Below are 24,832 nucleotides of genomic sequence, written 5' to 3'. Positions count from 1 at the left end.
CGTGTCAGGCGCCGCCTTCGAAGCCGGCTTGGCGCCACGCCTCGAACACGACCACCGCCACCGTGTTCGACAGGTTCAGGCTGCGATTGCCCGGCCGCATCGGCAGGCGCACGCGCTGTTCGTTCGGGAAGCGCTCGAGCACGTCGGCCGGCAGGCCGCGCGTTTCCGAGCCGAACACGAACCAGTCGCCCGGCACGAACGCGTGGTCATGGAAGCGGCCCGAACCGCGGGTCGTGAACGCGAACATTCGCGCGGGATCGGGCGCTTCGGCCGCGACGAACGCATCCCAGTCGCGGTGCACGCGCATTTCCGCGTACTCGTGATAGTCGAGGCCCGCGCGGCGCATCTTCGCGTCGTCGAGCGGAAAGCCGAGCGGCTCGATCAGGTGCAGGCGCGCGCCGGTGTTGGCGCACAGGCGGATCACGTTGCCGGTGTTCGGCGGAATTTCGGGAGCGACGAGGATGACGTTGAACATGGTTGGGTCTGGCTGGGCCGGCCGGGGCGGAGCAACGTGCACGCCATCCCTGCCGGCCGGTTCGTGACGGCCGTCGCCGCGTGCGTGCGGCCGGCCTCTCTATCTAATTAATCCCTGGCGGTGCGCAGCGCAACCAGATTCGTCACGCGTGCGGCGCCCGCCATCTTTAATGCATGCGCGGCGGCCGCGAGTGTCGCGCCGGACGTCATCACGTCGTCGACGAGCGCCACGTGGCGGCCGGTGAGATCGTCCGTCACCGCGAACGCCGCGATCACGTTGTCGCGCCGCGCGCGCCGGTCGAGCCGCGACTGCGGCGCGGTTTCGGTCACGCGCGCGAGCAGCGTCGCGTCGGCGCGCACGCCGAGCCGGCGCGCGAGCGGACGCGCGATCGCCCACGCCTGGTTGTAGCCGCGCGCGACGAGCCGTCCGTGCGACAGCGGCACCGGCGCGATCACGTCGAAGCCGCCCGCGGCGCGCAGCGCGTCCGTGTCGTCGACCCGCTGCGCGAGCCGGGCCGCGAATTCCGCGCCGAGCGCGAGCCGCGCATGAAACTTCAGGCCGCGCGCGAGCCCGTCGAGCGGCGCGCGGTAATCGGCGAGCGCGAGCGTCGCGTCGAACGGCGGCGGTGTCGCGCGGCATGCATCGCACCGGTAGGCGAACGAAGCCGCGGCGCCGGCGTGCCGGCCACGGGCTGCGCGCGGACGCGGCCGCCCGATGCCGAGCGGCACCGCGCAGACATCGCAGCGCAGTCGCGCTTCATTCCAGTACGCGGTGTCGCAGGCGCTGCAAATCACGGCGTGTGACAAATTGCCGCACAGTGCGCACCGATTCGGCAACGCGAGCGCGACGACGCGCACGGCCAGCGCGCGAACCTGCGACAAAACGACGCGCATCGGGCGCGGGGCGAAACGGCGATCCATCGCGACGACTCCTGGCGGCCCCGTCTCGCTGAAGGCTGCGAGGCGAGCGAGTATACTTCGGGCTCTTCGCAAGTGTGCCCGACATGTCCCCAGCTTCGACTTCACCCGGCCGTCCGGCCAATGACGCCCGGCGTTTGCGGCGGATCTTCGATCGCCGCGCCGCCGCGTTCGACGCGGTCGCGTTCCTGCCGCGCGAGATCGCGCAGCGGATGAACGAGCGCCTCGAATACATCAAGGTGAGCCCGGCGGCCGTGCTCGATGCGGGCTGCGGCGCGGGCGACGACCTGCCGGCGCTGCGCGCGCGCTTTCCCGAAGCCCCGGTGTTCGGCGTCGACCTGTCCGGCGCAATGCTCGCGCGGGCGGGGCAGCGCGAGGTCGAGCAGACGAGCTGGCGCCGCTGGCTGCCCGCGTCGCTCGGCCGGGCACTGGGCCAGCGCGGCCCGCGCGTCGCGCACGCCGACTTCTCGGTGCTGCCGTTCGCGGCCGGCGCGTTCGACCTGATCTGGTCGAATCTCGCGCTGCACTGGCATTCGCGTCCCGACACGGTGTTCCCCGAGTGGCAGCGCGTGCTGCGCGTGAACGGCCTGCTGATGTTCAGCACGCTCGGCCCCGACACGTTGCGCGAGCTGCGCGCGGCCTGCGCGGAAGCCGAAGCGGCGCTCGGCATCGCGCCGCCCGCGGCGCGCGTAATCGATTTCGTCGACATGCACGACCTGGGCGACATGCTCGTCGAGAGCGGCTTCGAGATTCCGGTGATGGACCAGGAAGTGCTCACCGTCACGTACAAGACACCCGATTCCCTGCTGGCCGACGTGCGCCGCTGGGGCGCCTATCCGTTCGACCGCGCGGCGCCGCAGCGCGCGACGCGGCGCTTTCGCGCGGCGCTCGGCGACGCGCTGGAAGCGCGCCGGCGCGCGGACGGCACGATTCCGCTCACGTTCGAGGTGATCTACGGCCACGCGTGGAAGGCCGTGCCGCGCACGACTGCCGAGGGGCACGGGATCGTGCGCATCGAAGATATCGGAAAGGGGCGTCCGAAGAATCGGTAAAGCGGTAAAGAGGGGTTTTGTTATGTCCGAAATTAGCGGCGCAAAGCGGGGTCGAATTGACGTGAAAAACGGCCGGAAAGCTTGTGGCGCTTGGCTCGCGGGCCGATAGCCGCTTGCTTGTGGATGCCATTGAACCCGCCTATAATGCGTCAGCTTGTCGTCCTGGGGTCCCCGCAATACGGGGCGACGAGTCCGATGCAGGCATGCATCGCATGCCATTCGCGTGAGGCGGCGATGGGAGCAGCGAGGGTGTTGGCGGAGACGACGAACGGTGAACCGGTCCTCGCAGACTGGCTCATGAAACGCAATTGTTCGGTGTCGCCGCGCCAGTTCGTGCTGTTTTACGCGTCGCTCGCGAGCTTCTCGCTGGTGATCGCGGCATTGCTGATGTGGCGTGGGGCCTGGCTCGTCATGCCCTTCACCGGAATCGAATTGCTGGCGGTAGGCGTCGCGTTTGCGATCTATGCCCGTCATGCGGTCGATTACGAGCGCATCAGGCTGTTTCCGCACCGGCTCGTGATCGAGCGGATGGATGCGGAGCGGTTCACGCAGATCGAATTCAACCCGCGCTGGGTGCGGGTCGAGCCGGGTGCGACGCCACGCGATCCGATTCGACTGGTATCGCGCGGGCAGACCGTCGTAATCGGGCAGCATCTCGCGCAGCACAAGCGTGCGCAGTTCGCCGACGAACTGCGCGTGTCGCTCAGGCGCTGCGGCTGACGAGGCGCGGGCACCGGCCGGAACAGGCCGGCGGCTTGCGACGGGGGAGGGGTTTGAATGGAAATTTTGGGTAAGGATGCTATGAAAACAATCAAGCGAGCCCTCACGGGCGTGCTGGCATGCAGCGGATTGCTCTTTGCCGGCGCTGCTCTGGCGGTCGGTGATAGCCCGGGCGGCCCCCGCGTCAACGAAATCAACTTTCAGCCGCCGGTCACGAAGATCGCCGAGGAGCTCTACGATCTCCACACGATGATGCTGATCCTGTGTACGGTGATCTTCGTCGGCGTGTTCGGCGTGATGTTCTATTCGATCTTCGCGCACCGCAAATCCAAAGGCCACAAGGCCGCCAATTTCCATGAAAGCACGACCGTCGAAATCATCTGGACGATCGTGCCGTTCGTCATCGTCGTGCTGATGGCGCTGCCGGCCACGAAGGCCGTCGTCGCGATGAAGGACACGACCAACGCCGATCTCACGATCAAGGTCACCGGCTACCAGTGGAAGTGGGGCTACGACTACGTGAAGGGCCCGGGCGAGGGCATCGGCTTCCTGTCGACGCTCAGCACGCCGCGTGACGAAGTGATGGGCAAGAAGCCGATCACCGAAACGTACCTGCAGGAAGTCGACAACCCGCTCGTCGTGCCGGTCAACAAGAAGATCCGCATCATCACGACCGCGAACGACGTCGTTCACTCGTGGTACGTGCCGGCATTCGGCGTGAAGCAGGATGCGATCCCCGGCTTCGTGCGCGATACGTGGTTCAAGGCCGACAAGGTCGGCACGTTCCGCGGCTTCTGTACCGAGCTGTGCGGCAAGGAACACGCGTTCATGCCGGTCGTAGTCGTTGTGCTGTCGGACGACGACTACGCGAAGTGGGTCACCGCGCAGAAGGCCAAGCTGGCCGGCGCGGCGGTCGATCCGAACAAGGTCTACACGATGGCCGAACTCGTCGCGCACGGCGAGGAAGTCTACAAGGCGAACTGCGCGGCCTGCCACCAGGTGAGCGGCAAGGGCCTCGGCGTATTCCCGGCGATGGACGGCAGCCCGATCGTGAACGGCCCGATCGCCGGCCACGTCGAGCGCGTGCTGAACGGCAAGGGCGCGATGCCGTCGTGGGCGTCGCTGTCGGACCTCGACATCGCATCGGTCGTCACATACGAGCGCAACTCGTGGGGCAACCACAAGAACGATCTGCTGCAGCCGAAGCAAGTGGCTGACGCGCGCAACGGCAAGCTGCCGGAAGACACGGCGGGCGCCGCGGCACCGGCCGAAGCGGCCTCGGCACCGGCGCAAGCCGCGTCGGGCGCGGCCGATCAGTCGGCAGCAGCATCGGCGGCAGCGCCGGCATCGACCGCGCTGTCGACGATCTACTTCGAAACGGGCAAGAGCGTGCTGCCGGCCGACGCGAAGGCGGCGATCGCCGCAGCGGCCGACTATGCGAAGGCACATCCGGACGCGAAGCTCGCGCTGTCGGGTTTCACCGACAAGACGGGCTCGGCCGACGCGAACGCCGAACTCGCCAAGCATCGTGCACAGGCCGTGCGCGACGCACTGAAGGCAGCAGGCGTGGCGGAAGACCACATTATTCTCAAAAAGCCGGAAACGATCACGGGCGGGGCTGACGCGAAGGAAGCCCGGCGAGTCGAGATCGGGCCGGCGGCTTGACGTGTCGCTGAGTTAGTCGACGTATTCGCATTAGGAGATTCTCATGTCTAGCATCGGGCACGACGTAGTCGCGGACCACGCGCACGACGACCACGCGCACGAAACACCACACGGCTGGCGGCGCTGGTTGTTCGCCACCAACCACAAGGACATCGGTACGCTGTACCTGCTGTTCTCGTTCATCATGTTCCTGTCGGGCGGCGTGATGGCGCTCGGCATCCGTGCCGAGCTGTTCGAGCCGGGCCTGCAGATCATGCGTCCGGAGTTCTTCAACGAACTCACGACGATGCACGGCCTGATCATGGTGTTCGGCGCGATCATGCCGGCGTTCGTCGGCTTCGCGAACTGGATGATTCCGCTGCAGATCGGCGCGTCCGACATGGCATTCGCGCGGATGAACAACTTCAGCTTCTGGCTGCTGCCGGTCGCGGCCGTGCTGCTGGTCGGTTCGTTCTTCGCGCCGGGCGGCGCGACGGCCGCCGGCTGGACGCTGTACGCACCGTTGTCGACCCAGATGGGCCCGGGCATGGACTTCACGATCTTCGCGGTCCACATCATGGGCGCGTCGTCGATCATGGGCGGGATCAACATCGTCGTGACGATCCTGAACATGCGCGCACCGGGCATGACGCTGATGAAGATGCCGATGTTCGCATGGACGTGGCTGATCACGGCGTACCTGCTGATCGCCGTGATGCCGGTTCTGGCAGGCGCGATCACGATGGTGCTGTTCGACCGCCACTTCGGCACGTCGTTCTTCAACGCGGCAGGCGGCGGCGACCCGGTGATGTACCAGCACATCTTCTGGTTCTTCGGCCACCCCGAGGTGTACATCATGATTCTGCCGGCGTTCGGGATCGTGTCGCAGGTGATCCCGGCGTTCGCACGCAAGACGCTGTTCGGCTATAGCTCGATGGTGTACGCGACGGCTTCGATCGCCATCCTGTCGTTCATGGTCTGGGCGCACCACATGTTCGCAACGGGCATGCCGGTCACCGGTCAGCTGTTCTTCATGTACGCGACGATGCTGATCGCGGTGCCGACGGGCGTGAAGGTGTTCAACTGGCTCGCGACGATGTGGCGCGGCTCGATGACCTTCGAAACCCCGATGCTGTTCGCGATCGGCTTCCTGTTCGTGTTCACGTTCGGCGGCCTGACGGGCCTGATGCTGGCCATGGCGCCGCTCGACATCCAGTACCACGGCACTTACTTCGTGGTGGCGCACTTCCACTACGTGCTGGTGGCCGGGTCACTGTTCGCGCTGTTCTCGGGCTGGTACTACTGGGCGCCGAAGTGGACGGGCTGGATGTACAACGAGACGCGCGGCAAGATCCACTTCTGGGCGTCGATGATCTTCTTCAACCTGACGTTCTTCCCGATGCACTTCGTCGGTCTCGCGGGCATGCCGCGCCGCTATGCGGACTACCCGGCGCAGTTCACGGACTTCAACCAGGTGGCGACGATCGGCGCATTCGGCTTCGGCCTCGCACAGGTGTACTTCCTGTTCGCGGTCGCGCTGCCGGCCTACCGTGGCGGTGGCGAGCTGGAAAAGGCGTCGGACAAGCCGTGGGATGGCGCGACGGGTCTCGAGTGGACGGTGCCGAGCCCGGCTCCCTTCCACACGTTCGAGCAACCGCCGCACGTCGAATAAGTTTCACCCAGCGTTCCGCCGCTGCCTGCCGCGCAGGCAGGCGCGGCGGGCGCGGAATCGAGTTTCAGCGAAGTTTCAGATGAACCGGAATCCACAAGAAAGACGAACGCCCGAGCAGATTCGCGCGGGCAACAAGCGGCTCGGCCTCATCCTGCTCGTCATCGCCGCCGTTTTTTTTGTGGGTGTCGTGATCAAGCAGTGGTGGCTGTCCACCCACTGATGCAGTAACTGACGCAGTAGCGAGGAAGTCGTCGTATGTCGAAGCCGGAAGAGGGCGCCGCCGATCGCGCGTTCAATCGTTCGATGCTGGTGAAGCTCTTCGTCGTGGCCGGACTGATGTTCGGCTTCGGCTTCGCGCTGATTCCGATGTATCGCGCGATTTGCCAGATCACCGGCATCAACAACCTGGTGCAGCGGGATGTCAGCGAGCGCGAGGCGAAGAACTCGCAGGTCGACTATGGCCGCACGGTGTCGGTCGAGTTCGATGCGAATGCGCGCGGCCCGCTCGGTTTCAAGCCGGAGCACAACAGCCTCGACGTGCATCCGGGCGAACTGACGACGATCGTCTACGACGTGACCAACGGGCAGGGCCGGCCGGTGGTGGCGCAGGCGATTCCGAGCTACGCGCCGAAGCAGGCGACGGAGTTCTTCAAGAAGATCGAGTGTTTTTGCTTCACGCAGCAGACGCTGGCCGCGAACGAGTCGCGCAAGATGCCGGTGGTGTTCGTGATCGATCCGAAGCTGCCGAAGGACGTGAAGACGATCACGCTGTCGTACACGTTCTTCGAGCTGAATACGCCGGCCGAGCCGGCGCCGGCACCGCGCAAGACGGCGGCGCAGGGCGCGGCCAAACCGGACGCATGACGATGGAGACGGAGCGATGACGGAGACCAAGCGGAGCGGGTCGTTCGGCCAGGCGTTGCGAGCGGTGTTGTGGTCGTTCTTCGGGGTGCGCAAGCGGCGCGACCTGGAGGCCGATGCGACGCAGCTCAATCCGCTGCATGTGCTGATCGTCGCGTTGATCGCGGCCGGCGTGTTCATCGGCGTGCTGATCCTGATTGTGCGTGCGGTCGTGGGCTGAGGCCCGCGGCCACGAAAGAATGCAGTGCGTGGCGCCCGGGCGCCGCGTGCGGGAAAGAGCGGCGGCGGTCGCGCCGCGCAAGAAATACAGCCGGAGCGGTTTCCGGTACATAAATTGGACTGAAGTGGAGAATCAAGCATGAGCGGTCAAAACCAGACCCCGTACTATTTCGTGCCGCATCCGTCGCAGCACCCGATCAGCGCGGCCATCGGCCTGCTGGTCATGCTCGGGTCGGTGGCGCTGTGGATCAACGGTCACGACTGGGCGCCGTACACGGCGCTGCTCGGCCTGCTGTGGTTGCTCTTCACGCTGTATCACTGGTTCGGCGACGCGATCGCCGAGTCGGAAGGCGGTCATTACGGCAAGAACGTCGACAAGTCGTACCGCTGGAGCATGAGCTGGTTCATCTTCTCGGAAGTCATGTTCTTCGGCGCGTTCTTCGGCGCGCTGTTCTATGCGCGTGAAATCGCGCTGCACCAGCTCGGCAGCCTCGACTACAAGCTGATCTGGCCGGATTTCTCCGCCGTGTGGCCGAACGAAGGCCCCGCCGCGCTCGCCGGTCACTTCAAGACGATGGGCCCGTGGCCGATCCCGACGCTGAACACCGCGTTCCTGCTGTCGTCGGGCGTGACGCTGACGATCTCGCACCACGCGCTGCGTGACGACTACCGCAAGAAGGCGATCGCCTGGCTGGCCGCGACGCTCGCGCTCGGTATCTGCTTCCTGTTCCTGCAGGGCTTCGAGTACTACCACGCGTACAACGAACTGAACCTGACGCTGAACTCGGGCGTATACGGCTCGACGTTCTTCCTGCTGACGGGCTTCCACGGCTTCCACGTGTTCCTCGGCGGCACGATGCTCGCGGTGGTGCTGGTGCGGATGATCCGCGGCCACTTCAAGCCGGATCACCACTTCGCATTCGAAGGCGCCGCGTGGTACTGGCACTTCGTCGACGTCGTCTGGCTCGGCCTGTACGTCGTCGTCTACTGGCTGTAAATGAAACAACGGCCCGCGCAGCGATGCGCGGGCCGTTTTCGTTGGCGGGGACGGGGCAGCGGCCGGCTGCTTGCGCTCAACGCCCCCGGCGCCGCCGCGACTCAGTCAGGCGGCGCTTTTGCTTGGTGGCGCCGCTCTGCGGCGAAATGTCACGGCAGCCGTCGTGGCGAATGCATCAACGCCCGATCGGCAGGCCGGTCGAATGGATCCAGCCCATCCAGTTCGCGAACAGGATGAACAGGAACAGCGAGACCGACAGCCCGACGCGGGTGGCCAGCGACCAGACCATGCGTTTCGTATGGCCGCGGTCGTGCATCATGAAGTAGAGCGCCGAGCCCATGCTGGCGATGATGAGGACGAAGGCGATAGGAACGAGGATGTGCATGACACGAACCGGACGACGGCAATTCGAAAGGAAGAGGATAATTATCGCACTTCGCTTTCGCGAATGCGCCTGGCGGGCGGCCCGATGAAGATCCGCTGGCTGCCTGCGCTGCTGATTCTTGTCGTCGTCGCGGTCACGATCCGCCTCGGGTTCTGGCAGCGCGACCGCGCGCAGCAGAAGGAAGCGCTGCAGGCGAGCATCGTGCGCTACGAGCACGCGGCGCCCGTCGACGTCGGTGCGCAGCCGATTCCGCTCGCGTCGATCGAGTTCCACCGCGTGCGGGCGAAGGGCCGCTTCATGCCGGAGCAGGCGGTGTTCCTCGACAATCGGCCGTATAACGACCAGCCGGGTTTTTACGTCGTGATGCCGTTTAAACTCTCGGGTGGCGGCGTCGTGCTGGTGAACCGCGGCTGGCTGCCGCGCAACATCGCCGATCGCACGGCGATCGAGCCGTTCGCGACGCCCGACGGCGATATCGAGATCGAAGGCATCGCGCGCGCCGACGCGTCGCGTGCGTTCGAACTCGGCCAAGGCGGCTCGGCCGCGCACCAGAAGATCCGGCAGAACCTGGACGTCGCCGCGTATGCGAAGGAAACGGGGCTGCCGCTGCAGCCGTTCGTGATCCAGCAGACGAGCGACGACGGCGACAAGCTCGTGCGCGACTGGCCGGCGGCGACGACCGGCGTCGAGCGCAATTACGGTTACATGTTTCAGTGGTGGGCCATGGCGGCCGCCGCGCTCGGCTTCGGCCTGTACGCCGCGCGGCGTGCGGCGAAGAAGTCGGCCGGCGCGTGAGCGCCATGCCAGGACGCGGCGCCGGCGCCGCGGGTTCGTTTCGAGAGGTCTGATTTGTCCATGCAATCTTCCCGTCAGGGTCCGGCCGCGGCGCCGGTTTCGCCGGCGGCCCGCAAGCGCGGCCGCTGGATGCTCGTGCTGCTCGGGCTCGTGTGCGCGGCGCCGATACTCGCGTCGTACTTCACCTATTACGTGATCAAGCCGAAGGGCGGCTCGACCAACTACGGCACGCTGATCGAGCCGCAGCGGCCGATCCCGGCCGACCTGCAGGTCACCGACGAAACCGGCAAGACGGTGCCGCTGTCGTCGCTGCGCGGCGTGTGGCTGTTCGTGATGACCGACGGCAGCGCGTGCGACGACGCATGCGCGCAAAAGCTCTATTTCATGCGCCAGATCCGCGTCACGCAGGCGGGCGAGCGACACCGGCTCACGATGGTGTGGCTGCGCAGCGATGCAGGCGCGGTGCCGCCGAAGGTGCTGGAAGCCTATCCGGACACGCGCCGGCTGGTCGCCGATCCGGCCGCGATCGCCGCATGGCTGCCGGCCGACGCCGGCACGAAGGACAGCGACCACCTCTACATGGTCGATCCGAACGGCAACCTGATGATGCGTTTCCCGAAGGACCCGAACCCCAGCAAGATCAAGGCGGACGTCACGAAGCTGCTGAAGTGGTCGAGCATCGGCTAAGGCGAGACAACGAGGCAACCATTCGATGTCGTATCTACTGCAACTCGGCCTGATCGGCTTGTGCATCGCGCTGCTGCCGCTGTCGTACGTGTGGGTGAAGGCCGACGACGACAAGTTCCGCAAGCTGGTGTGGATCACCACGTTCCTGACGCTCGACCTGGTGATGTTCGGCGGCTTCACGCGGCTGACCGATTCGGGGCTCGGCTGCCCGGACTGGCCCGGCTGCTACGGCACGTCGTCGCCGTTCATCGCGCACGCCGCGATTACGGCCGCGCACCAGGCGATGCCGACCGGCCCCGTCAGCATGACGAAGGCGTGGATCGAGATGATTCACCGCTATTTCGCGATGGCGATCGGCGTGCTGATCATCGCGCAGGTCGTGATCGCATGGTCCGCGCGGCTGCGTCGCCGCCCGCTGCACGTGTCGCCGTGGTGGCCGACGAGCCTGCTGCTGCTGATCGTCGTGCAGGGCGTGTTCGGCGCGTGGACGGTCACGATGAAGCTGCAGCCGGTGATCGTCACCACCCATCTGCTGCTCGGTCTCATGCTGCTCGGCACGCTCGGCTGGCTCGCGGCGCGGCAGACGCCGCTGCCGTCGCATGATCCGGAGGCCGGCCGCTACCGCGCGGCCGCGCTCGTGGCGCTGGCGCTGCTGGTCGTGCAGATCGCGCTCGGCGGCTGGGTGAGCACCAACTACGCGGTGCTCGCGTGTACCGATTTCCCGACCTGCAACGGCCAGTGGCTGCCGGCGATGAACTTCGGCCAGGGCTTCCATCTGTGGCGCGCGCTCGGAATGACGAAGGACGGCGAGGCGATCACGCAGGACGCGCTGGTCGCGATCCACTGGACCCACCGCACGTTCGCGTTCGTCGTCGTCGCGTATCTGGTCGCGTTCGCGCTAAAGATGCGCCGCTTCGAGTCGCTGCGGCGGCCCGCGAACGGCGTGCTGCTGGTCGTCCTGCTGCAGTTCCTGACGGGCCTGACCAACATCGTGCTGCAGTGGCCGCTGCCGGTCGCCGTCGCGCACAACGGCGGCGCCGCGATCCTGCTGCTGCTCGTCGTCATGTTAAACTTTCGCATCCTTTCAAGCCGCCCCGGCCGTGTCGTGCAGCCCGCGCGCGACGCCGCCCCGGCGTGACCGTCCCCATGCAAAGCACCCTTTCCCAATCGCCCGGTAGCCGGTTTTCGCAGTACATGGCGCTGACGAAGCCGCGTGTCACGCAGCTCGCGGTGTTCTGCGCGGTGATCGGCATGTTCCTCGCGACGCCGGGCATGGTGCCGTGGCATGTGCTGATCGGCGGCACCATTGGCATCTGGCTGCTGGCCGGCGCCGCATTCGCGATCAACTGCCTCGTCGAGCAGAAGATCGACGCGATGATGCGCCGCACCGCGTGGCGTCCGTCCGCGCGCGGCGAGATCACGACGCCGCAGATCCTGCTGTTCTCGGCCGTGCTTGGCAGCGTCGGCGCCTGGACCCTCTATACGTTCACGAACCCGCTGACGATGTGGCTGACGATCGCGACGTTCGTCGGCTACGCGGTGGTCTATACGCTGCTGCTCAAGCCGATGACGCCGCAGAACATCGTGATCGGCGGTGCGTCGGGCGCGATGCCGCCGGCGCTCGGCTGGGCCGCGGTCACCGGCGCGGTGCCCGGCGACGCGTGGATCCTCGTGCTGATCATCTTCGTGTGGACGCCGCCGCATTTCTGGGTGCTCGCGCTCTATCGCCGCAAGGACTACGAAAACGCGGGCCTGCCGATGCTGCCGGTCACGCACGGCGAGAAATTCACGCGGCTGCACATCTTGCTGTACACGGTGATCCTGTTCGCGGTCACGCTGATGCCGTTCATCTCCGGGATGAGCGGCGTCGTCTACCTGGCGAGCGCGGTGCTGCTCGGCGCGGTGTTCCTCGGGTATGCGTGGAAGATCTACCGCGACTATTCGGACGAACTCGCCCGCAAGGCTTTCCGCTACTCGATCGTCTATCTGTCGCTGCTGTTCGCCGCGCTGCTCGTCGATCACTATGCGCGCCCGCTGCTCGGCGTGTAACCGCACGGTTTGAACGCAATGCTCCATTCACGGTTCGGGCGCCGCGCGCGCCAAGGCTGGATGCTCGCATGCGCATTCGCGGCAGCCACGCTGCTCGCGGGCTGCGACAACGCGCCGAAATTCCAGAATCTCGACATCACCGGCAACACGCAGTTCGGCAGCGATTTCTCGCTGCCCGACACGACCGGCAAGGTGCGCACGCTCGCCGACTTCAAGGGCCGTGCCGTCGTGATGTTCTTCGGTTATACGCACTGTCCGGACGTGTGTCCGACGACGATGGCCGAACTGTCCGAGGCGCTGAAGCAACTCGGGCCCGACGCGGCGAAGCGCGTGCAGGTGTTGTTCGTCACCGTCGATCCGGAGCGCGACACGCCCGCGCTGCTCGGCCAGTACGTGCCCGCGTTCGATCCGTCGTTCATCGGGCTGCGGCCGGCCGACGAAGCGCAGCTCAAGAAGGTCACGAAGGATTTCCGCGTGTACTACGCGAAGGTGGCCGGCAAGACGCCCGGCAGCTACACGATGGATCACACCGCCGCGAGCTACGTGTTCGATCGCGACGGCAAGCTGCGCCTGTTCGTGCGCGACGGCCAGGGCCCGGGCCCGTGGGTCCACGACCTGAAACTGCTGGTCGACTGAGCGGTGTCCGCCGGGCGCACGGCCCGGCGATTGCGTGACGGCCGCCACGCGCCGTCGCGCATTCTCTCTCCTCGTTGTCCGCGTGTGCCGCTCGTCGAGCGGCGCGTCGGCATGCGCGTGCGTCGCGCTGGTGTCGCGTTACGGCAGCGCGGGCACGTTGAAGCCGGAGGCGGCACGCGTGATCCGGAATTCCGTTACGCGATACGTGGCGAGCCCCTCGGTGACGAACGGGTCGGTCTCCAGGATCGCGTCGAGTGCGTCGCGATCGATACGGGCCGCGAGGATCACGCCGCCTTCGCGCGGCACCTTCGGCCCCGCCGCGATGAAGATGCCCTTGTCGAACTGCGGCTGCAGATACGCGCGATGGCGTTCGAGCGCGTCGTCGATGCGCTCGAGCGACGCGGCGTAGTGGATGTCGATGACGTACATGGATGGCCCCGGAATGACGCCGGCGCTTCGCGTGCCGGCCAGTTGGACTTTGTAGCACAGTGGATGCCGGCTGTCGCGCGGGCGGCTGCGTTGAGGGGCAATGGTTGCACGTCGGTCGCCGGTTCGCCGCGGTCGGCGCGCTCCGGGGCGGCGCTGCCGGCGGCCGGTCGAACCTGCTATTGGGCACGAAGGCGACCGACGAAGCGATGATGGCCTGACGCGTGCAGGCTAATGCGTGGCACGTGAACGCAACTAACGGCCGAGCGGTGCCGGTGCCGCCGGCACCGCTGCGGTGCATACCCATATGAGCGGGATGTATTTCACTTCCCGCCGATCCTGTGACACCATTTGCGCCTTCCTGCGAGTCGGGGCATACCCGTATCGCACCCCATTTCAAGTAAGCAAGAAAGCGAGAAACAAATGAAGCGTCGCAGTCTCCTGAAGGTATTTTCCGTGCTGGCCACCGGTGCAGCGCTGACGCTGTCGGCGGGCGCGCACGCCGAAGACAAGGTGATCAAGGTCGGCACGGTTGCCGGCCCGGATTCGGAAGTGTGGCAACTCGTGCAGAAGGTCGCGAAGGAGAAGGAAGGCCTGAACGTGAAGGTCATCGAGTTCAACGACTACGTGCAGCCGAACGCGGCGCTCGACTCGGGCGACCTCGACGCGAACAGCTTCCAGCACCAGCCCTACCTCGACAGCCAGGTGAAGCAGCGCGGCTACAAGCTCGTCAGCGCGGGCCTGACCTACATCTCGCCGATGGGCGTGTACTCGAAGAAGTTCAAGTCGTTGAAGGACCTGCCGCAAGGCGCGAAGCTCGCGGTGCCGAACGATCCGTCGAACGAAAACCGCGCGCTGCTGCTGCTGCAGACGCAAGGCGTGATCAAGCTGAAGGCGGGTGCCGGCACGGGCGGCAACAATGCGACGGTGCTCGATATCGCCGAGAACCCGAAGAAGCTGAGGATCTCCGAACTCGACGCCGCGCAACTGCCGCGCGTGCTGTCGGACGTCGACGCGGCCGTGATCAACACGAACTACGCGCTCGCCGCGAACCTGCAGCCGACCAAGGACGCGATCGCGCTCGAAGCGCTGACGAGCCCGTACGCGAACCTGATCGCCGTGCGCGCGAAGGACAAGGACCAGCCGTGGGTGAAGAAACTGGTCAAGGCGTACCAGTCGCCGGAAGTGAGGGAATTCATCAAGAAGCAGTTCAAGGGCTCGATGGTCGCGTCGTTCTGAACGTCGCACACCGGTCGGACCGCTGAACGCAAAGGGCCTGCATCGCGCAGGCCTTTTTTTTGGGGCGCGGCGTGTGCATGGCGCTTACCTCTCACCGTATCGCGAGCAGATCGGCGGAACGGCTGGATTGCATAGTGGTTGCGTATGCTCGGCAGCGACTCTACGACGCACTCGTGATCGCGCCGCTCGCGCGGCAGTAGCATCGCGTTGTTGCGATCCCGCGCGTCGCGCGCGCTGGATCGGTTGTACCGCCACGCCGTTGTGGCTCTCGCGCAGCGCGTTGCGCAGGCAGCTTTGGGTCGGTCGATAGCATAACGTAACGTCACATGATCGACCGGCGGGTTGTGCCGCTATCGGCGCACGCCGCCGGCTGTGGGTGCGCTTTTCTCGGCGGCGCGACGCGCCAGAGATGTCGATTCTCACCGCAGCCGCTTTGTCCGCGTGAAAGCGCGACCGAGTGATACATTGCGCATCGGCTGAAGCAATGCAAAATATCAAATTGTTTTAAATATCCGTGAATGGTTGAGGTCGGCATATGTAAATGCCGTCTCAATTTATTGGCGGGATCGATTATTTCCCCGTCGCGCGTTTCCTCGCCATTCGAGATCCGGGCCGGTCGAACATTCGACGCCGCCGGGGCACGGCTGTCATTGCCTTGAGACAAGTTCTATTCGCAAGTGCGCGTCATATGTATGAACAATGCATCTGCGCACCATGAATTTGTTTTTTTAGTACTTGTCCTATTTGTTTGATCCAATCATTAGAGCTTGTCAGATGGTGGTCCATCATCGGAAAGTAAATAATATGCCATGAATCGCGCCCCGTCATTTAAAGCTTAGACCATTAAAATGACGAATGCGTGTTTCATACCATCAACAATCGTTTTTTTGGATCAACATAATGAAACTCGCAACTAGCACCAAAGTTATTTCGACGCTTCTGGCCGTGACGGGGCTGGGTCTGATGTCGGCCGCCCACGCGGCAGACGGCACGATCACGTTCACCGGCAACGTGACTGCGGCAACCTGCAAGATCGACGGTGCTGCCGCGGGTACCACGTCGAACAAGGCGGTCGCCATGCCGACGGTCAGCACGGGTGCGCTGAACGCGGCCGGCTCGGTCTCGGGCCGCACCGCCTTCGGCTTCAAGCTGACGGGTTGCGCGGTGGATACCGAAACGTCGAAGGGCAATCCCACCAAGGTCCAGGTTGCGTTCGAGAACGCAACGAACGTGACGGCCGACGGCAAGCTGTCGCTTGACAAGGGCACGGCCGAAGCCCCTGCGGCGGCGAATGTCGTGCTCCAGCTCCTGAACGAGCAACAGGACCCGATCAAGGTCGGCGCGAACGCACCGAGCCAGAACTCGCAGGTCGTCTCGATCGGCGGTGACGGTTCCGCCCAGCTGAACTTCTTCGCCGAGTACCTGGCGACGGGCGCAGCAGTCGGTGGTTCGGCGAACTCGAAGGTTCAGTACTCGATCGTCTATCAGTAAGCCTTGTGCTCACGCCAAGGCCCGCCCGCCGGCGGACCTGGTGGCGTGCGTCGCACGCCACCCGCTCCGATCCGCCCGTCGCTCACAACGACTAGAAATCCGTCCGAGTCATCATGAACGTCATCCTCAAATCGCTCCAGGCCATCGCACTGGCCACCGTCCTGATCGCTTCGCAAGCCAGCGCGAGCGTCGTGATCTCTGCGACCCGCGTCATTTTTCCGGGAGGCGAGCGCGAGGTGACGATCAAGCTCTCGAACGAAGGTTCGGCGCCGGCGTTGGTCCAGGCCTGGATCGACAAGGGCGACGCGAACGCGTCGCCCGACACCATCGATGCGCCGTTCGTGCTCACGCCCGCGATGTTCCGCCTCGAGCCGAGCAAGGGGCAAACCTTGCGGTTGATGTATACGAACGAACCGCTTCCCGCCGACAAGGAATCGCTGTTCTGGCTCAACGTGCTGGAGATTCCGCCGAAGGCTGCGGCGAGCGACGCTCACAACCAGCTTCAGGTCGCGTTCCGGACGCGAATCAAGATCATGTATCGCCCGCAGAATCTGCCGGGTAAAGCGCACGACGCGCCGGCGCAGGTTCGCTGGCAGATCGAGCGCGGCCCGGAAGGCCGCTATGTGTTGAAAGCGACCAACCCGACGCCTTATGTCGTCAATGTCGGCAGCGTACAGCTTCATTCGGGTGCGGATCAATATGACGCAGGCGCGGGCTACATCCTGCCCGGCGGCACGCAGGAATTCCCCGTTGCGGCACTGAAGGTACCGCCGGCGGCGAACGCGAAAGTGCGGTTCGGCAGCATCAACGACTGGGGTGCATCGACCAACAACGAAATGCCCGTTGCGATGCGGTAGTGCCGCACGGGCTGCGGCGCGCCCGGACCGTCGGCCAGTCGCCTGACGCGGCGCGCATGCGCGTCGGTCCGATCCGGCATCAATTCAGTATCAGATTTCGTCTGCACATCGACATCGTCACGCGCGTGTTCCGAGTGGCAGCGCCAATGTTCTCGCGTTCGAATCCAATTCAAAGCCAATAGGAGTCCTGCGGAATGACCTTGTCGATCCGACATCCTCGCCCGGATGCAATCTGCCTGCCACGGCTCAGGCCGATGTGCATGCTGGTGCTGTCCAGCCTCGCCGCGTGGTCGGCTGACGGTCGCGCGGACGCCGGTAATTCCGCGCCCGCCGATGCGATGACGATGCAGGTCGCGCAGGCGCAGTTCGCGCAGGTTCAGTTCGATCCGGATTTCGTGAACAACGGCAACGGTCGCGCGATCGACATCACGCGCTTCGAGCGCGGCAACTTCACCACGCCGGGCACGTACGGCGTCGATCTCGTCGTCGGCCAGGGCTGGGTCGGCCGTTACGACATCGAGTTCAAGGCCGCGCCGGGCACACCGGAAGCTCAGCCCTGCTTCGACGCGAAGGTCTTGCGCCACATCGGGATCGACTTCACCAGGCTGCCGGCGGAAATCGTCGAGGCGATTACGGTCAAGGGCGAATGCAGGCGTATCGGCCAGATCGTGCCCGAGGCGAGCGCGTCGTTCGACTTCGGCGAACAGCGCCTGACGCTCAGCATCCCGCAGGCGTCGCTGGTGCACCGCGCGCGCGGCTACGTCAGCCCCGATCAATGGAACGACGGCGTGCCGGTCGGCATGCTCGACTACAACCTGAACGTCTACAGCTCGAAGGTCAAGGGCAGCAGCGCGGACACGCAGGGCTATCTCGGGCTGAACGGCGGCGTCAATATCGGCAACTGGCATTTCCGTCACAACGGTTCGTACTCGTGGTCCGAGCGCGGCGGCGGCCACTATCAGGATATTGCGACCTACATGCAGCGGGAGCTGCCGTCGCTGTCGTCGCAGCTCGTGATCGGCGAAACGTTCACGTCCGGCGAGTTGTTCGATTCGACGCAGTTCCGTGGGGTGCGGCTGTCGAGCGACGACCGGATGCTGCCCGACTCGATGCGCGGTTATGCGCCGGTCGTGCGCGGCGTCGCGAACACGAACGCGAAGGTGACGATTCGCCAGAACGGCGTGACGCTGTACGAAACGACCGTTTCGCCGGGGCCGTTCGAGATTGGCGACCTGTATCCGACCGGCTATGGCGGCGACCTGCGCGTGTCCGTCACCGAGGCGGATGGGGCGGTGCACACGTTCTCGGTGCCCTATGCGTCGGTCCCGCTGTCACTGCGCCCCGGCATCCAGCGCTACAGCTTCGTCGCGGGTGCGCTGCGCAGCCAGCAGAACACCAGCAACCCGCTGTTCGCGCAGCTCACCTACCAGCGCGGCCTGACGAACCTGCTGACCGCCTATGGCGGCCTCACGGTCGCGGCAGGTTACGCGTCGGCGATGATGGGCGGCGCGTTCAATACGCAATTCGGCGCGTTCGGCGTCGACTTCACGCAGGCCGCCACGTCGATCCCCGGCATGAAGCGCTTCAGCGGCTCGAGCCTGCGGGTCAGCTATTCGAAGTCCGTCGCGCCGACCGGCACCGATGTGTCGATCGCCGCGTATCGCTATTCGACGAACGGCTATTTCAACCTCAACGACGCGATGAGCGCGCGCGATGCGGTTCGCGAGGGCTATTCCGTGGATACCGTCGGACGGCAGCGCAATCGCGCGTCGCTGATGGTCAGCCAGCGTTTCGGCGAGAAAGGCGGGCAGCTGAGCGTGACCGCGTCGACGTCGAATTACTGGAATCGCGCGGGCTCGGACGTCAACTACTCCGTCGGGTACAACAACTCGTTCCGGAACGTGTCGTACAGCCTGTCGGCGACACGTCAGCGCGGCCAGGGCAACCAGTCGAGCACGCTGTACTACGCGAGCGTGTCGATTCCCCTCGGCAAGTCCAGCCCGATGATGCTGACGGGCAACGTGTCGCGCGATACGGAAGGCCGCACGCAGTTGCAGTCGATGCTGTCAGGCTCGCTCGGCGTGGACAACAACCTGTCGTACAGCCTGGCCGCGAACCACGCGAACGGGCAGGGCGACGCGAGCACCGACGGCAGCGGCAGCCTCACGTATCGCGCGCGCTTCGCGGAACTCAATCTCAGCGCCGGCGGCAGTTCGAACTATCAGCAGGGTTCGATCGGCATTCGCGGCGCGGCGGTCGCTCACCCGGGCGGCATTACGTTGTCGCAGCCGTTGTCCGAAACCTTCGGCATCGTCGAGGCGAAAGGCGCGGAAGGTGCGCGCGTCACGAACGCGTCCGGCGTGCGGGTCGACCGCCGCGGCTATGCGATCGTGCCTTACCTCACGCCGTACAACATGAACACCGTCGAGCTCGACCCGAAGGGCATCTCGATGGACGTCGAGTTGAAGGAAACCAGTCAGCAGGTCGCGCCGCGCGCCGGCGCCGTGCCGCTGCTCAAGTTCGACACCGACACCGGCCGAGCGGCCGTGATCCAGGCGCGCAAGCTGGACGGCACGCCGCTGCCGTTCGGCGCGGCGGTCAGCGACGAAACGGGCAAGAGTCTCGGCGTCGTCGGTCAGGCGAGCAGGATCTTTGCGCGTGGCCTGAAGGACAAGGGCGAACTCACGGTGACGTGGGGCGACGACGTGTTGTCGGGCTGTCGCATTGCGTACGACCTGCCGGTCCGGCAACCCCGGAACAAGGCCGAGGCCTTCGAGCAGGTCAAGGGTGTTTGTCAGGCGAAGACGAACGCGGCGTCGCGTTGATGCGGCCGTGACGCACCGCTATCCATTTATCGGGCCGGGCCGGCTTCATTGCTCGACGGAAGTCGGCGCAACGGCAGTCGGTCAAAACCAGACAGGAACGTTTATGAAGTGGTGGACAAGTGCAGGCGCCGATGGTGTAACGCGGCGATCGTCGAGGCACGCCGCAGCGATGACGCGTTGTGCGCGCTTTCTGATGCTGTGCCCGATGTTCTGGTCCGGGTACGCCTTTGCCGGTTGCCAGCCGAGCTACGGTTATGCGAGCATTTCGCCCACACTCCCGGCTACCATCAGCGTGACACAGGACGGAATGGGTGTCGGCATCCAGTTTCCATCGTCCAGTCCCGCAACGCTGATCGTTGGGGAGGTTGCCGATATCGGCAGCTCATGCATGTATGACGAGTTCGTCGTCAGTCCGGCCGGGGTGCCTATCCCGAATGTGACCTACAAAACGAGCTCTGGCGCAGTCGCTGCCGTTTTCGAAACCGGAATACCGGGAGTGGGATACGCAATGGAGGTTATGAACGATACCGGCTCGGGCTCGGCCAGATGGGTTGCGGTCGGTGCGGACACAGTGTCGGTACCGGGCACGCCAATCAATAAAGGCTTTTTAACGGGAAAGGTGACGTATGTTGCCGCCGGGCCTGTCGCGACGGGATCCTATACATCCAGAAGGCAGGTGCTCTTCAACTTTCGCCCGAAGTACAAAGGGAATTTCGTGGGGAACAGTACTGCTTCGACAGCGCTCAGCGCGGCGAGCATGGCCGTAGTGGCAAGAACGTGCAAGATCGCGTCCGGCACGTCCAGAACGGTTCCGTTGCCCAGCCTGTATGCAGGCAGCTTGAAATCGGTCGGCGATGTCGCTCCGGCGCGGTCGGCGCCATTTTCGTTCGATCTGCGATGCGACGCGGATCTGAATATTTACGCGACACTGAGCGACGTGACGAATCCCTCGAATACCGGCAACGTACTGAGCCTTGGCCGTGCGTCGACGGCTTCGGGCGTCGGGATTCAGATCCTGAAACGAGGCACCGATACGCCGTTGCGTTTTGGTCCCGATTCGTCGGCCAAGGGCAATACGAACCAGTGGTCGGTCGGACGATCCAGCACGGCCAACACGATGATCCAGGTGCCGTTCGAAGCGAGATATGTCAAGACGGCCGAGAAGATTACGCCGGGCACTGTGGAAGCACTCGGCACGATCACGTTCTCGTATCAGTAGCGCGGAATCGGCCGGCCGGGGCTTGGCCGGGCGACAGTCGCCGCGCCGCTGATCTCGGCCGGCCACGACCCGTTCAGCTCGACCTGCATCGCGATCGGCGCGGGCGCGGTGGCCGGCTTCATCACCGGCTGGCTCAACGTGCGCCTGAAGATTATGGATCTGCTCGCCAGCATCCTGATGATGATCGCGCTCCATTCGGTGAACCTGCGGATCATGGGCCGGCCGAACGTGCCGCTCATCACCGAGCCGACCATTTTCACCGTGCTGCAGCCCGACTGGATGCCCGACTATGTGCTGCGCCCGGCGCTGCTCGCGATCGTCGTCGTGGTCGCGAAGCTCGGTCTCGACGGGTTCTTCTCGTCGCAACTCGGCCTCGCGATGCGCGCGACCGATGCGAACCCGCGGATGGCGCGCGCGCAAGGCATCGCGACCGGCCGTACGACGCTCGCCGGAATGGCGCTGTTGAATGCGCTCGTCGCGCTCGCCGGCGCGCTGTTCGCGCAGACGCAGGGCGGCGCGGCTATCTCGATGGGGATCGGCACGATCGTGATCGGGCTGGCCGCCGTGATCATCGGCGAGACGCTGCTGCCCGCGCGCCGGCTCGTGCTGACAACGCTCGCCGGCTCGAACGGCGCCGGCAAGTCGATCTTCCTCAATGCGGTTAGCGGCGACCAGCCGGTCGATGCGGGACGCATCGCGATCGATGGCGCGGACGTCACGCGCAAGGCCGCGTGGGATCGCGCGCACCTCGTCGCGCGCGTGTTCCAGGACCCGATGGCCGGCACCTGCGAGGCGCTGACGATCGAGGAGAACATGGCGCTCGCGACGGCGCGCGGCGTGCGGCGCGGCTTCCGGGCCGCGCTCGACCGCCCGTCGCGCGAGCTGTTTCGTGACAAGCTGCGTCTGCTGAACCTCGGCCTCGAGAACCGGCTGACCGACCGGATCGGGCTGCTGTCGGGCGGCCAGCGGCAGGCCGTGAGCCTGCTGATGGCGTCGCCGCGGCCATCGCGGATCCTGCTGCTCGACGAGCACACGGCCGCGCTCGACCCGAAGACGGCCGCGTTCGTGCTGAAGCTGACCGCGCGCATCGTCGCGGAGAGCAAGCTGACGACGATGATGGTCACGCACAGCATGCGGCAGGCGCTCGACTACGGCGACCGCACGGTGATGCTGCACCAGGGGCAGGTCGTGCTCGACGTGTCGGGCGACGCGCGCAAGGGGCTCGATGTGCCGGACCTGCTGCAGATGTTCGAGAAGGTGCGTCACGAGCAGCTCGACGACGACGCGCTGCTGCTGGGCTGAAGCAACGCGATCGGAGTGGTGCGATGCGGAAGGCTGTATCGCACCGCTTCAGCCGCAGGCTGGGCGGCGTGGACGGGCCAGGCACGGGAGACGGTGGCCCGGCCGCGCCGCGACATGACGCCCGCCCGGGCTTTTTCCCTGGGTATCCTCTGACGAAAAGCCGGTTTCTCACCGGTGCTGTGCGACGCGGGCGCATTGCCATATACTGGATATCCATACAGTTGTGGGTGGCGTCATGCTCGCATCCTCCATTTCTCCCGAATCCCTTCATCCGTCGCTCTGGCGCGGCTCGCAGCTCGCGCGCGGCGGTCCGCGCACGATCGACACGGGCTTCGCGCCGCTGTCCGCCGAACTGCCCGGCGGCGGCTGGCCGGTCGGCGCTCTCGTCGAACTGCTGGCCGCACAGCCGGGCTGCGGCGAGATGCGGCTGCTCGCGCCGGCGCTCCCGCGTACCGTCAGCGCACGGCGTCCGCTCGCGCTCGTCGCGCCGCCGCAGTCGCCGCATGCGAGCGCGCTGGCCGCTCTCGGCGTGCCGTCCGACGCGCTGCTGTGGCTGCGCACCGGCAGCCGTACCGATGCGTTGTGGGCCGCCGAGCAGGCGCTCAAGACGGGCTGCTGCGGTGCGCTGCTGCTCTGGCAGGACGCGCGGCCCGACGCGCTGCGGCGTCTGCATCTCGCGGCCGCGCGCACCGGCGACACGCTGTTCGTGATGCTGCGGCCGCTGGCGGCCGCGCGGCAGCCGTCACCGGCCGTGCTGCGCGTCGCGCTGCATCCGGTGCCGGGCGGTGTGTCGCTCGACATCGTCAAGCGTCGGGGGCCCGCGCGCAGCGAGCCGCTCACGCTCGATTTGCCATCGCCCATCGTGGAGAGCCGCTATGCGCGTCTTGCTCGGCATCCATCTGCCGCGCCTGCCGCTCGACGTGTGCGCCCCGCCGCCGTCTGACGCAGAGGCCGGTGCGGCCGGTTGCGCGGTGCTCGAGCAGGGTGTCGTGCTGATCGCCGATGCGGCCGCGCGCCGGCACGGCGTGCGCGCGGGCATGAAGCGCGGCGGCGTGCTGACGCTCGCGCCCGACACGCGGCTCGTCGAACGCGATCCCGCCCGCGAGGCCGATGCGCTGCGCGCGGTCGCGCTCGCGTTGCTGCGCTTCTCGCCGTGCGTCGCGCTCGACGACGAAGCGACGCTGCTCGTCGACGTCGGCCCGAGCCTGCGCCTGTTCGGCGGCCTGCCGTCGCTGTGCCGTCAGGTGCGCGCGACGCTCGCGGCGCTCGGCTATGCGGCGCGCCTGTCCGCCGCGCCGACCGGGCGCGGCGCGTGGCTGCTCGCGCGCACGTCGGCGCGTGCGCGTATCCGGCGCCGCGTGGCCGGGCCGGCTTCGCTCGTCCGTGCGCTCGATCGTTTGCCGTGCGTGCTGCTGCCCGACGCGCGCCCGTATGCGGGCTGGTTCGACGGCCTCGGCTGCCGCACGCTCGCCGATCTGCGTGGCCTGCCGCGCGCGGGGCTGCAGCGCCGCTGCGGTCCGGCGCTGCTCGCCGCGCTCGATCGTGCGTACGGCGATGCGGTCGAGCCGCTCGCGTGGATGGCCGTGCCGCCCGTGTTCGACGTGCGGCTCGAATTGCCGGAACGCGTCGAATACGCGGAAGCCGTGCTGTTCGCCGCGCGGCGGCTCGTCGTGCAGCTGTGCGGCTGGCTGGCCGCGCGGCAGCTGTCGCTGGCCGCGATGACGTTCGAGCTCGAGCACGAGCGCGGCCGCCAGGCCGTGCCGCCGACGCCGCTCGAACTCGCGTTCGCCGCGCCCGTGCGCGACGACGCGCACTTCATGCGGCTGCTCGGCGAGCGGCTCGCGCGTGTCGAGTTGCCGGCCGCGGTGATCGCGGTGCGGCTGACGGCCACGCGCGTCGAATCGGTCGCACCGCCGGCCGACGATCTCTTTCCCGAGCCGGGCGGCACGAAAGAGACGCGCGCGCGGCTGTTCGAGCTGCTGGTCGCGCGGCTCGGCTCGGAGAATGTGCTGCGCGCGGCACCCGTTGCCGATCACCGTCCAGAAGCGGCGAACCGCTGGCTGCCGCTCGATGCGCAGGCGGGCAAGCCGGCCCGCGGGTTGCCGGCTGCGCCGCCGCGTCCCGCGTGGCTGCTGGCCGAGCCGCAGCCGCTGCTGATGCGCGCGAACCGGCCGGTGTTCCATACGCCGCTCAGGATGATGTCGTCGCCCGAGCGGATCGAGGCGGGGTGGTTCGACGGTCAGCTCGTGGCGCGCGATTACTACGTCGCGCAGGACGAGGCCGGCGCGTGCTACTGGGTCTTTCAGGAGCGGTTGAGCAGCCAGGCGGATCCGCACTGGTTCCTGCACGGCCTGTTCGGGTGAG

At 66.2% G+C, this 24,832-nt stretch carries 24 protein-coding genes and 3 pseudogenes; 22 read left to right on the top strand and 5 right to left on the bottom strand.

Features of this window, described 5'->3' with window-relative positions; translation table 11 throughout:
• Positions 1–4 precede the first annotated feature (4 nt).
• Together trmL and ACVK00_RS12640 are read right to left on the bottom strand one after the other, a co-directional pair.
• A complete protein-coding gene (gene trmL / locus ACVK00_RS12645) occupies positions 5–475 on the bottom strand; it encodes a tRNA (uridine(34)/cytosine(34)/5-carboxymethylaminomethyluridine(34)-2'-O)-methyltransferase TrmL (protein WP_006752065.1) in 471 nt (156 codons plus the stop codon).
• A 107-nt stretch (positions 476–582) separates the two neighbouring features.
• Positions 583–1,395, bottom strand: a complete 813-nt coding sequence (locus tag ACVK00_RS12640; protein WP_229050406.1) for a ComF family protein — start codon at positions 1,393–1,395, stop codon at positions 583–585.
• 83 nt (positions 1,396–1,478) lie between these two features.
• Here ACVK00_RS12640 and ACVK00_RS12635 point away from each other — a divergent pair, with 83 nt between their 5' ends.
• The 8 genes from ACVK00_RS12635 (at position 1,479) to ACVK00_RS12600 (ending at position 8,557) form a co-directional block, all read left to right on the top strand.
• Entirely contained in the window at positions 1,479–2,444 is a 966-nt protein-coding gene (locus ACVK00_RS12635; protein WP_284894614.1) for a methyltransferase domain-containing protein, read from the top strand.
• A 195-nt stretch (positions 2,445–2,639) separates the two neighbouring features.
• On the top strand, positions 2,640–3,164 hold the full coding sequence (locus ACVK00_RS12630) for a DUF2244 domain-containing protein (protein WP_050805991.1): 525 nt from the start codon (positions 2,640–2,642) through the stop codon (positions 3,162–3,164).
• 57 nt (positions 3,165–3,221) lie between these two features.
• Positions 3,222–4,829 carry a cytochrome c oxidase subunit II gene (gene coxB, locus ACVK00_RS12625; RefSeq protein ID WP_284894617.1) on the top strand — a complete coding sequence of 536 codons (1,608 nt, stop codon included), beginning with the start codon at positions 3,222–3,224 and terminating at the stop codon, positions 4,827–4,829.
• A 43-nt stretch (positions 4,830–4,872) separates the two neighbouring features.
• A complete protein-coding gene (gene ctaD, locus ACVK00_RS12620; RefSeq protein WP_354122867.1) occupies positions 4,873–6,480 on the top strand; it encodes a cytochrome c oxidase subunit I in 1,608 nt (535 codons plus the stop codon).
• 79 nt (positions 6,481–6,559) lie between these two features.
• Positions 6,560–6,700: a cytochrome oxidase small assembly protein gene (locus tag ACVK00_RS12615; protein ID WP_006760728.1), complete on the top strand. Its 141-nt coding sequence runs from the start codon at positions 6,560–6,562 to the stop codon at positions 6,698–6,700.
• 35 nt (positions 6,701–6,735) lie between these two features.
• Positions 6,736–7,344, top strand: a complete 609-nt coding sequence (locus ACVK00_RS12610; RefSeq protein ID WP_006760729.1) for a cytochrome c oxidase assembly protein — start codon at positions 6,736–6,738, stop codon at positions 7,342–7,344.
• 16 nt (positions 7,345–7,360) lie between these two features.
• Positions 7,361–7,561: a DUF2970 domain-containing protein gene (locus ACVK00_RS12605; RefSeq protein ID WP_006760730.1), complete on the top strand. Its 201-nt coding sequence runs from the start codon at positions 7,361–7,363 to the stop codon at positions 7,559–7,561.
• A gap of 138 nt (positions 7,562–7,699) precedes the next feature.
• Positions 7,700–8,557 (top strand): cytochrome c oxidase subunit 3, encoded by an 858-nt coding sequence (locus tag ACVK00_RS12600; protein ID WP_006752056.1) that lies wholly within the window; start codon positions 7,700–7,702, stop codon positions 8,555–8,557.
• Between the two features lie 175 nt (positions 8,558–8,732).
• On the opposite strand, the gene ACVK00_RS12595 is transcribed toward ACVK00_RS12600, so the two are convergent.
• A complete protein-coding gene (locus tag ACVK00_RS12595) occupies positions 8,733–8,942 on the bottom strand; it encodes a twin transmembrane helix small protein (RefSeq protein WP_006752055.1) in 210 nt (69 codons plus the stop codon).
• An 84-nt stretch (positions 8,943–9,026) separates the two neighbouring features.
• On the opposite strand from ACVK00_RS12595, the gene ACVK00_RS12590 reads away from it, so the two are divergent.
• From ACVK00_RS12590 to ACVK00_RS12570, 5 genes are read left to right on the top strand one after another with little or no spacing between them, the layout of a single operon-like run.
• Positions 9,027–9,737 (top strand): SURF1 family protein, encoded by a 711-nt coding sequence (locus tag ACVK00_RS12590; RefSeq protein ID WP_284894619.1) that lies wholly within the window; start codon positions 9,027–9,029, stop codon positions 9,735–9,737.
• Between the two features lie 60 nt (positions 9,738–9,797).
• Positions 9,798–10,424, top strand: coding sequence for an SCO family protein (locus ACVK00_RS12585; RefSeq protein WP_284894620.1), 627 nt, complete (start codon positions 9,798–9,800; stop codon positions 10,422–10,424).
• A 25-nt stretch (positions 10,425–10,449) separates the two neighbouring features.
• Positions 10,450–11,562, top strand: a complete 1,113-nt coding sequence (locus ACVK00_RS12580; RefSeq protein ID WP_228905792.1) for a COX15/CtaA family protein — start codon at positions 10,450–10,452, stop codon at positions 11,560–11,562.
• A gap of 8 nt (positions 11,563–11,570) precedes the next feature.
• Positions 11,571–12,473 (top strand): heme o synthase, encoded by a 903-nt coding sequence (gene cyoE / locus ACVK00_RS12575; protein WP_284894622.1) that lies wholly within the window; start codon positions 11,571–11,573, stop codon positions 12,471–12,473.
• An 18-nt stretch (positions 12,474–12,491) separates the two neighbouring features.
• Entirely contained in the window at positions 12,492–13,109 is a 618-nt protein-coding gene (locus ACVK00_RS12570) for an SCO family protein (RefSeq protein WP_175696571.1), read from the top strand.
• 138 nt (positions 13,110–13,247) lie between these two features.
• Here ACVK00_RS12570 and ACVK00_RS12565 read toward each other — a convergent pair whose 3' ends face one another.
• Positions 13,248–13,538, bottom strand: a complete 291-nt coding sequence (locus tag ACVK00_RS12565; RefSeq protein ID WP_228905790.1) for a YciI family protein — start codon at positions 13,536–13,538, stop codon at positions 13,248–13,250.
• 420 nt (positions 13,539–13,958) lie between these two features.
• On the opposite strand from ACVK00_RS12565, the gene ACVK00_RS12560 reads away from it, so the two are divergent.
• Positions 13,959–14,774, top strand: a complete 816-nt coding sequence (locus ACVK00_RS12560; protein ID WP_228905788.1) for a MetQ/NlpA family ABC transporter substrate-binding protein — start codon at positions 13,959–13,961, stop codon at positions 14,772–14,774.
• A gap of 84 nt (positions 14,775–14,858) precedes the next feature.
• On the opposite strand, the pseudogene ACVK00_RS12555 reads toward ACVK00_RS12560, so the two are convergent.
• Positions 14,859–15,065 (bottom strand): annotated as a pseudogene (locus ACVK00_RS12555) (VF_A0006 family four-cysteine protein); the annotation flags it as partial.
• 609 nt (positions 15,066–15,674) lie between these two features.
• On the opposite strand from ACVK00_RS12555, the gene ACVK00_RS12550 reads away from it, so the two are divergent.
• The 8 genes and pseudogenes from ACVK00_RS12550 (at position 15,675) to ACVK00_RS12515 (ending at position 24,831) form a co-directional block, all read left to right on the top strand.
• A complete protein-coding gene (locus ACVK00_RS12550; protein WP_228905783.1) occupies positions 15,675–16,265 on the top strand; it encodes a fimbrial protein in 591 nt (196 codons plus the stop codon).
• 113 nt (positions 16,266–16,378) lie between these two features.
• A complete protein-coding gene (locus tag ACVK00_RS12545; protein WP_284894623.1) occupies positions 16,379–17,122 on the top strand; it encodes a fimbrial biogenesis chaperone in 744 nt (247 codons plus the stop codon).
• A gap of 254 nt (positions 17,123–17,376) precedes the next feature.
• Positions 17,377–19,947 carry a fimbria/pilus outer membrane usher protein gene (locus tag ACVK00_RS12540; RefSeq protein WP_435521231.1) on the top strand — a complete coding sequence of 857 codons (2,571 nt, stop codon included), beginning with the start codon at positions 17,377–17,379 and terminating at the stop codon, positions 19,945–19,947.
• A gap of 7 nt (positions 19,948–19,954) precedes the next feature.
• Positions 19,955–21,166: a fimbrial protein gene (locus tag ACVK00_RS12535; protein ID WP_284894625.1), complete on the top strand. Its 1,212-nt coding sequence runs from the start codon at positions 19,955–19,957 to the stop codon at positions 21,164–21,166.
• Positions 21,167–21,172: 6 nt separating this feature from the next.
• Positions 21,173–21,688, top strand: a pseudogene (locus ACVK00_RS12530) (ABC transporter permease subunit); the annotation flags it as partial.
• 99 nt (positions 21,689–21,787) lie between these two features.
• A pseudogene (locus ACVK00_RS12525) lies at positions 21,788–22,468 on the top strand (ABC transporter ATP-binding protein); the annotation flags it as partial.
• Between the two features lie 235 nt (positions 22,469–22,703).
• Positions 22,704–23,411, top strand: a complete 708-nt coding sequence (gene imuA, locus ACVK00_RS12520; protein ID WP_284894626.1) for a translesion DNA synthesis-associated protein ImuA — start codon at positions 22,704–22,706, stop codon at positions 23,409–23,411.
• Entirely contained in the window at positions 23,344–24,831 is a 1,488-nt protein-coding gene (locus ACVK00_RS12515) for a Y-family DNA polymerase (protein ID WP_284894628.1), read from the top strand. Before imuA ends, ACVK00_RS12515 begins: the two co-directional genes overlap by 68 nt.
• The last annotated feature ends 1 nt before the right edge of the window (position 24,832 follow it).

It is taken from the genome of Burkholderia sp. PvR073 (assembly GCF_054055695.1).
The sequence above is the reverse complement of the archived record's forward strand: the minus strand, read 5'-3'. Positions and strand labels throughout refer to the sequence as shown.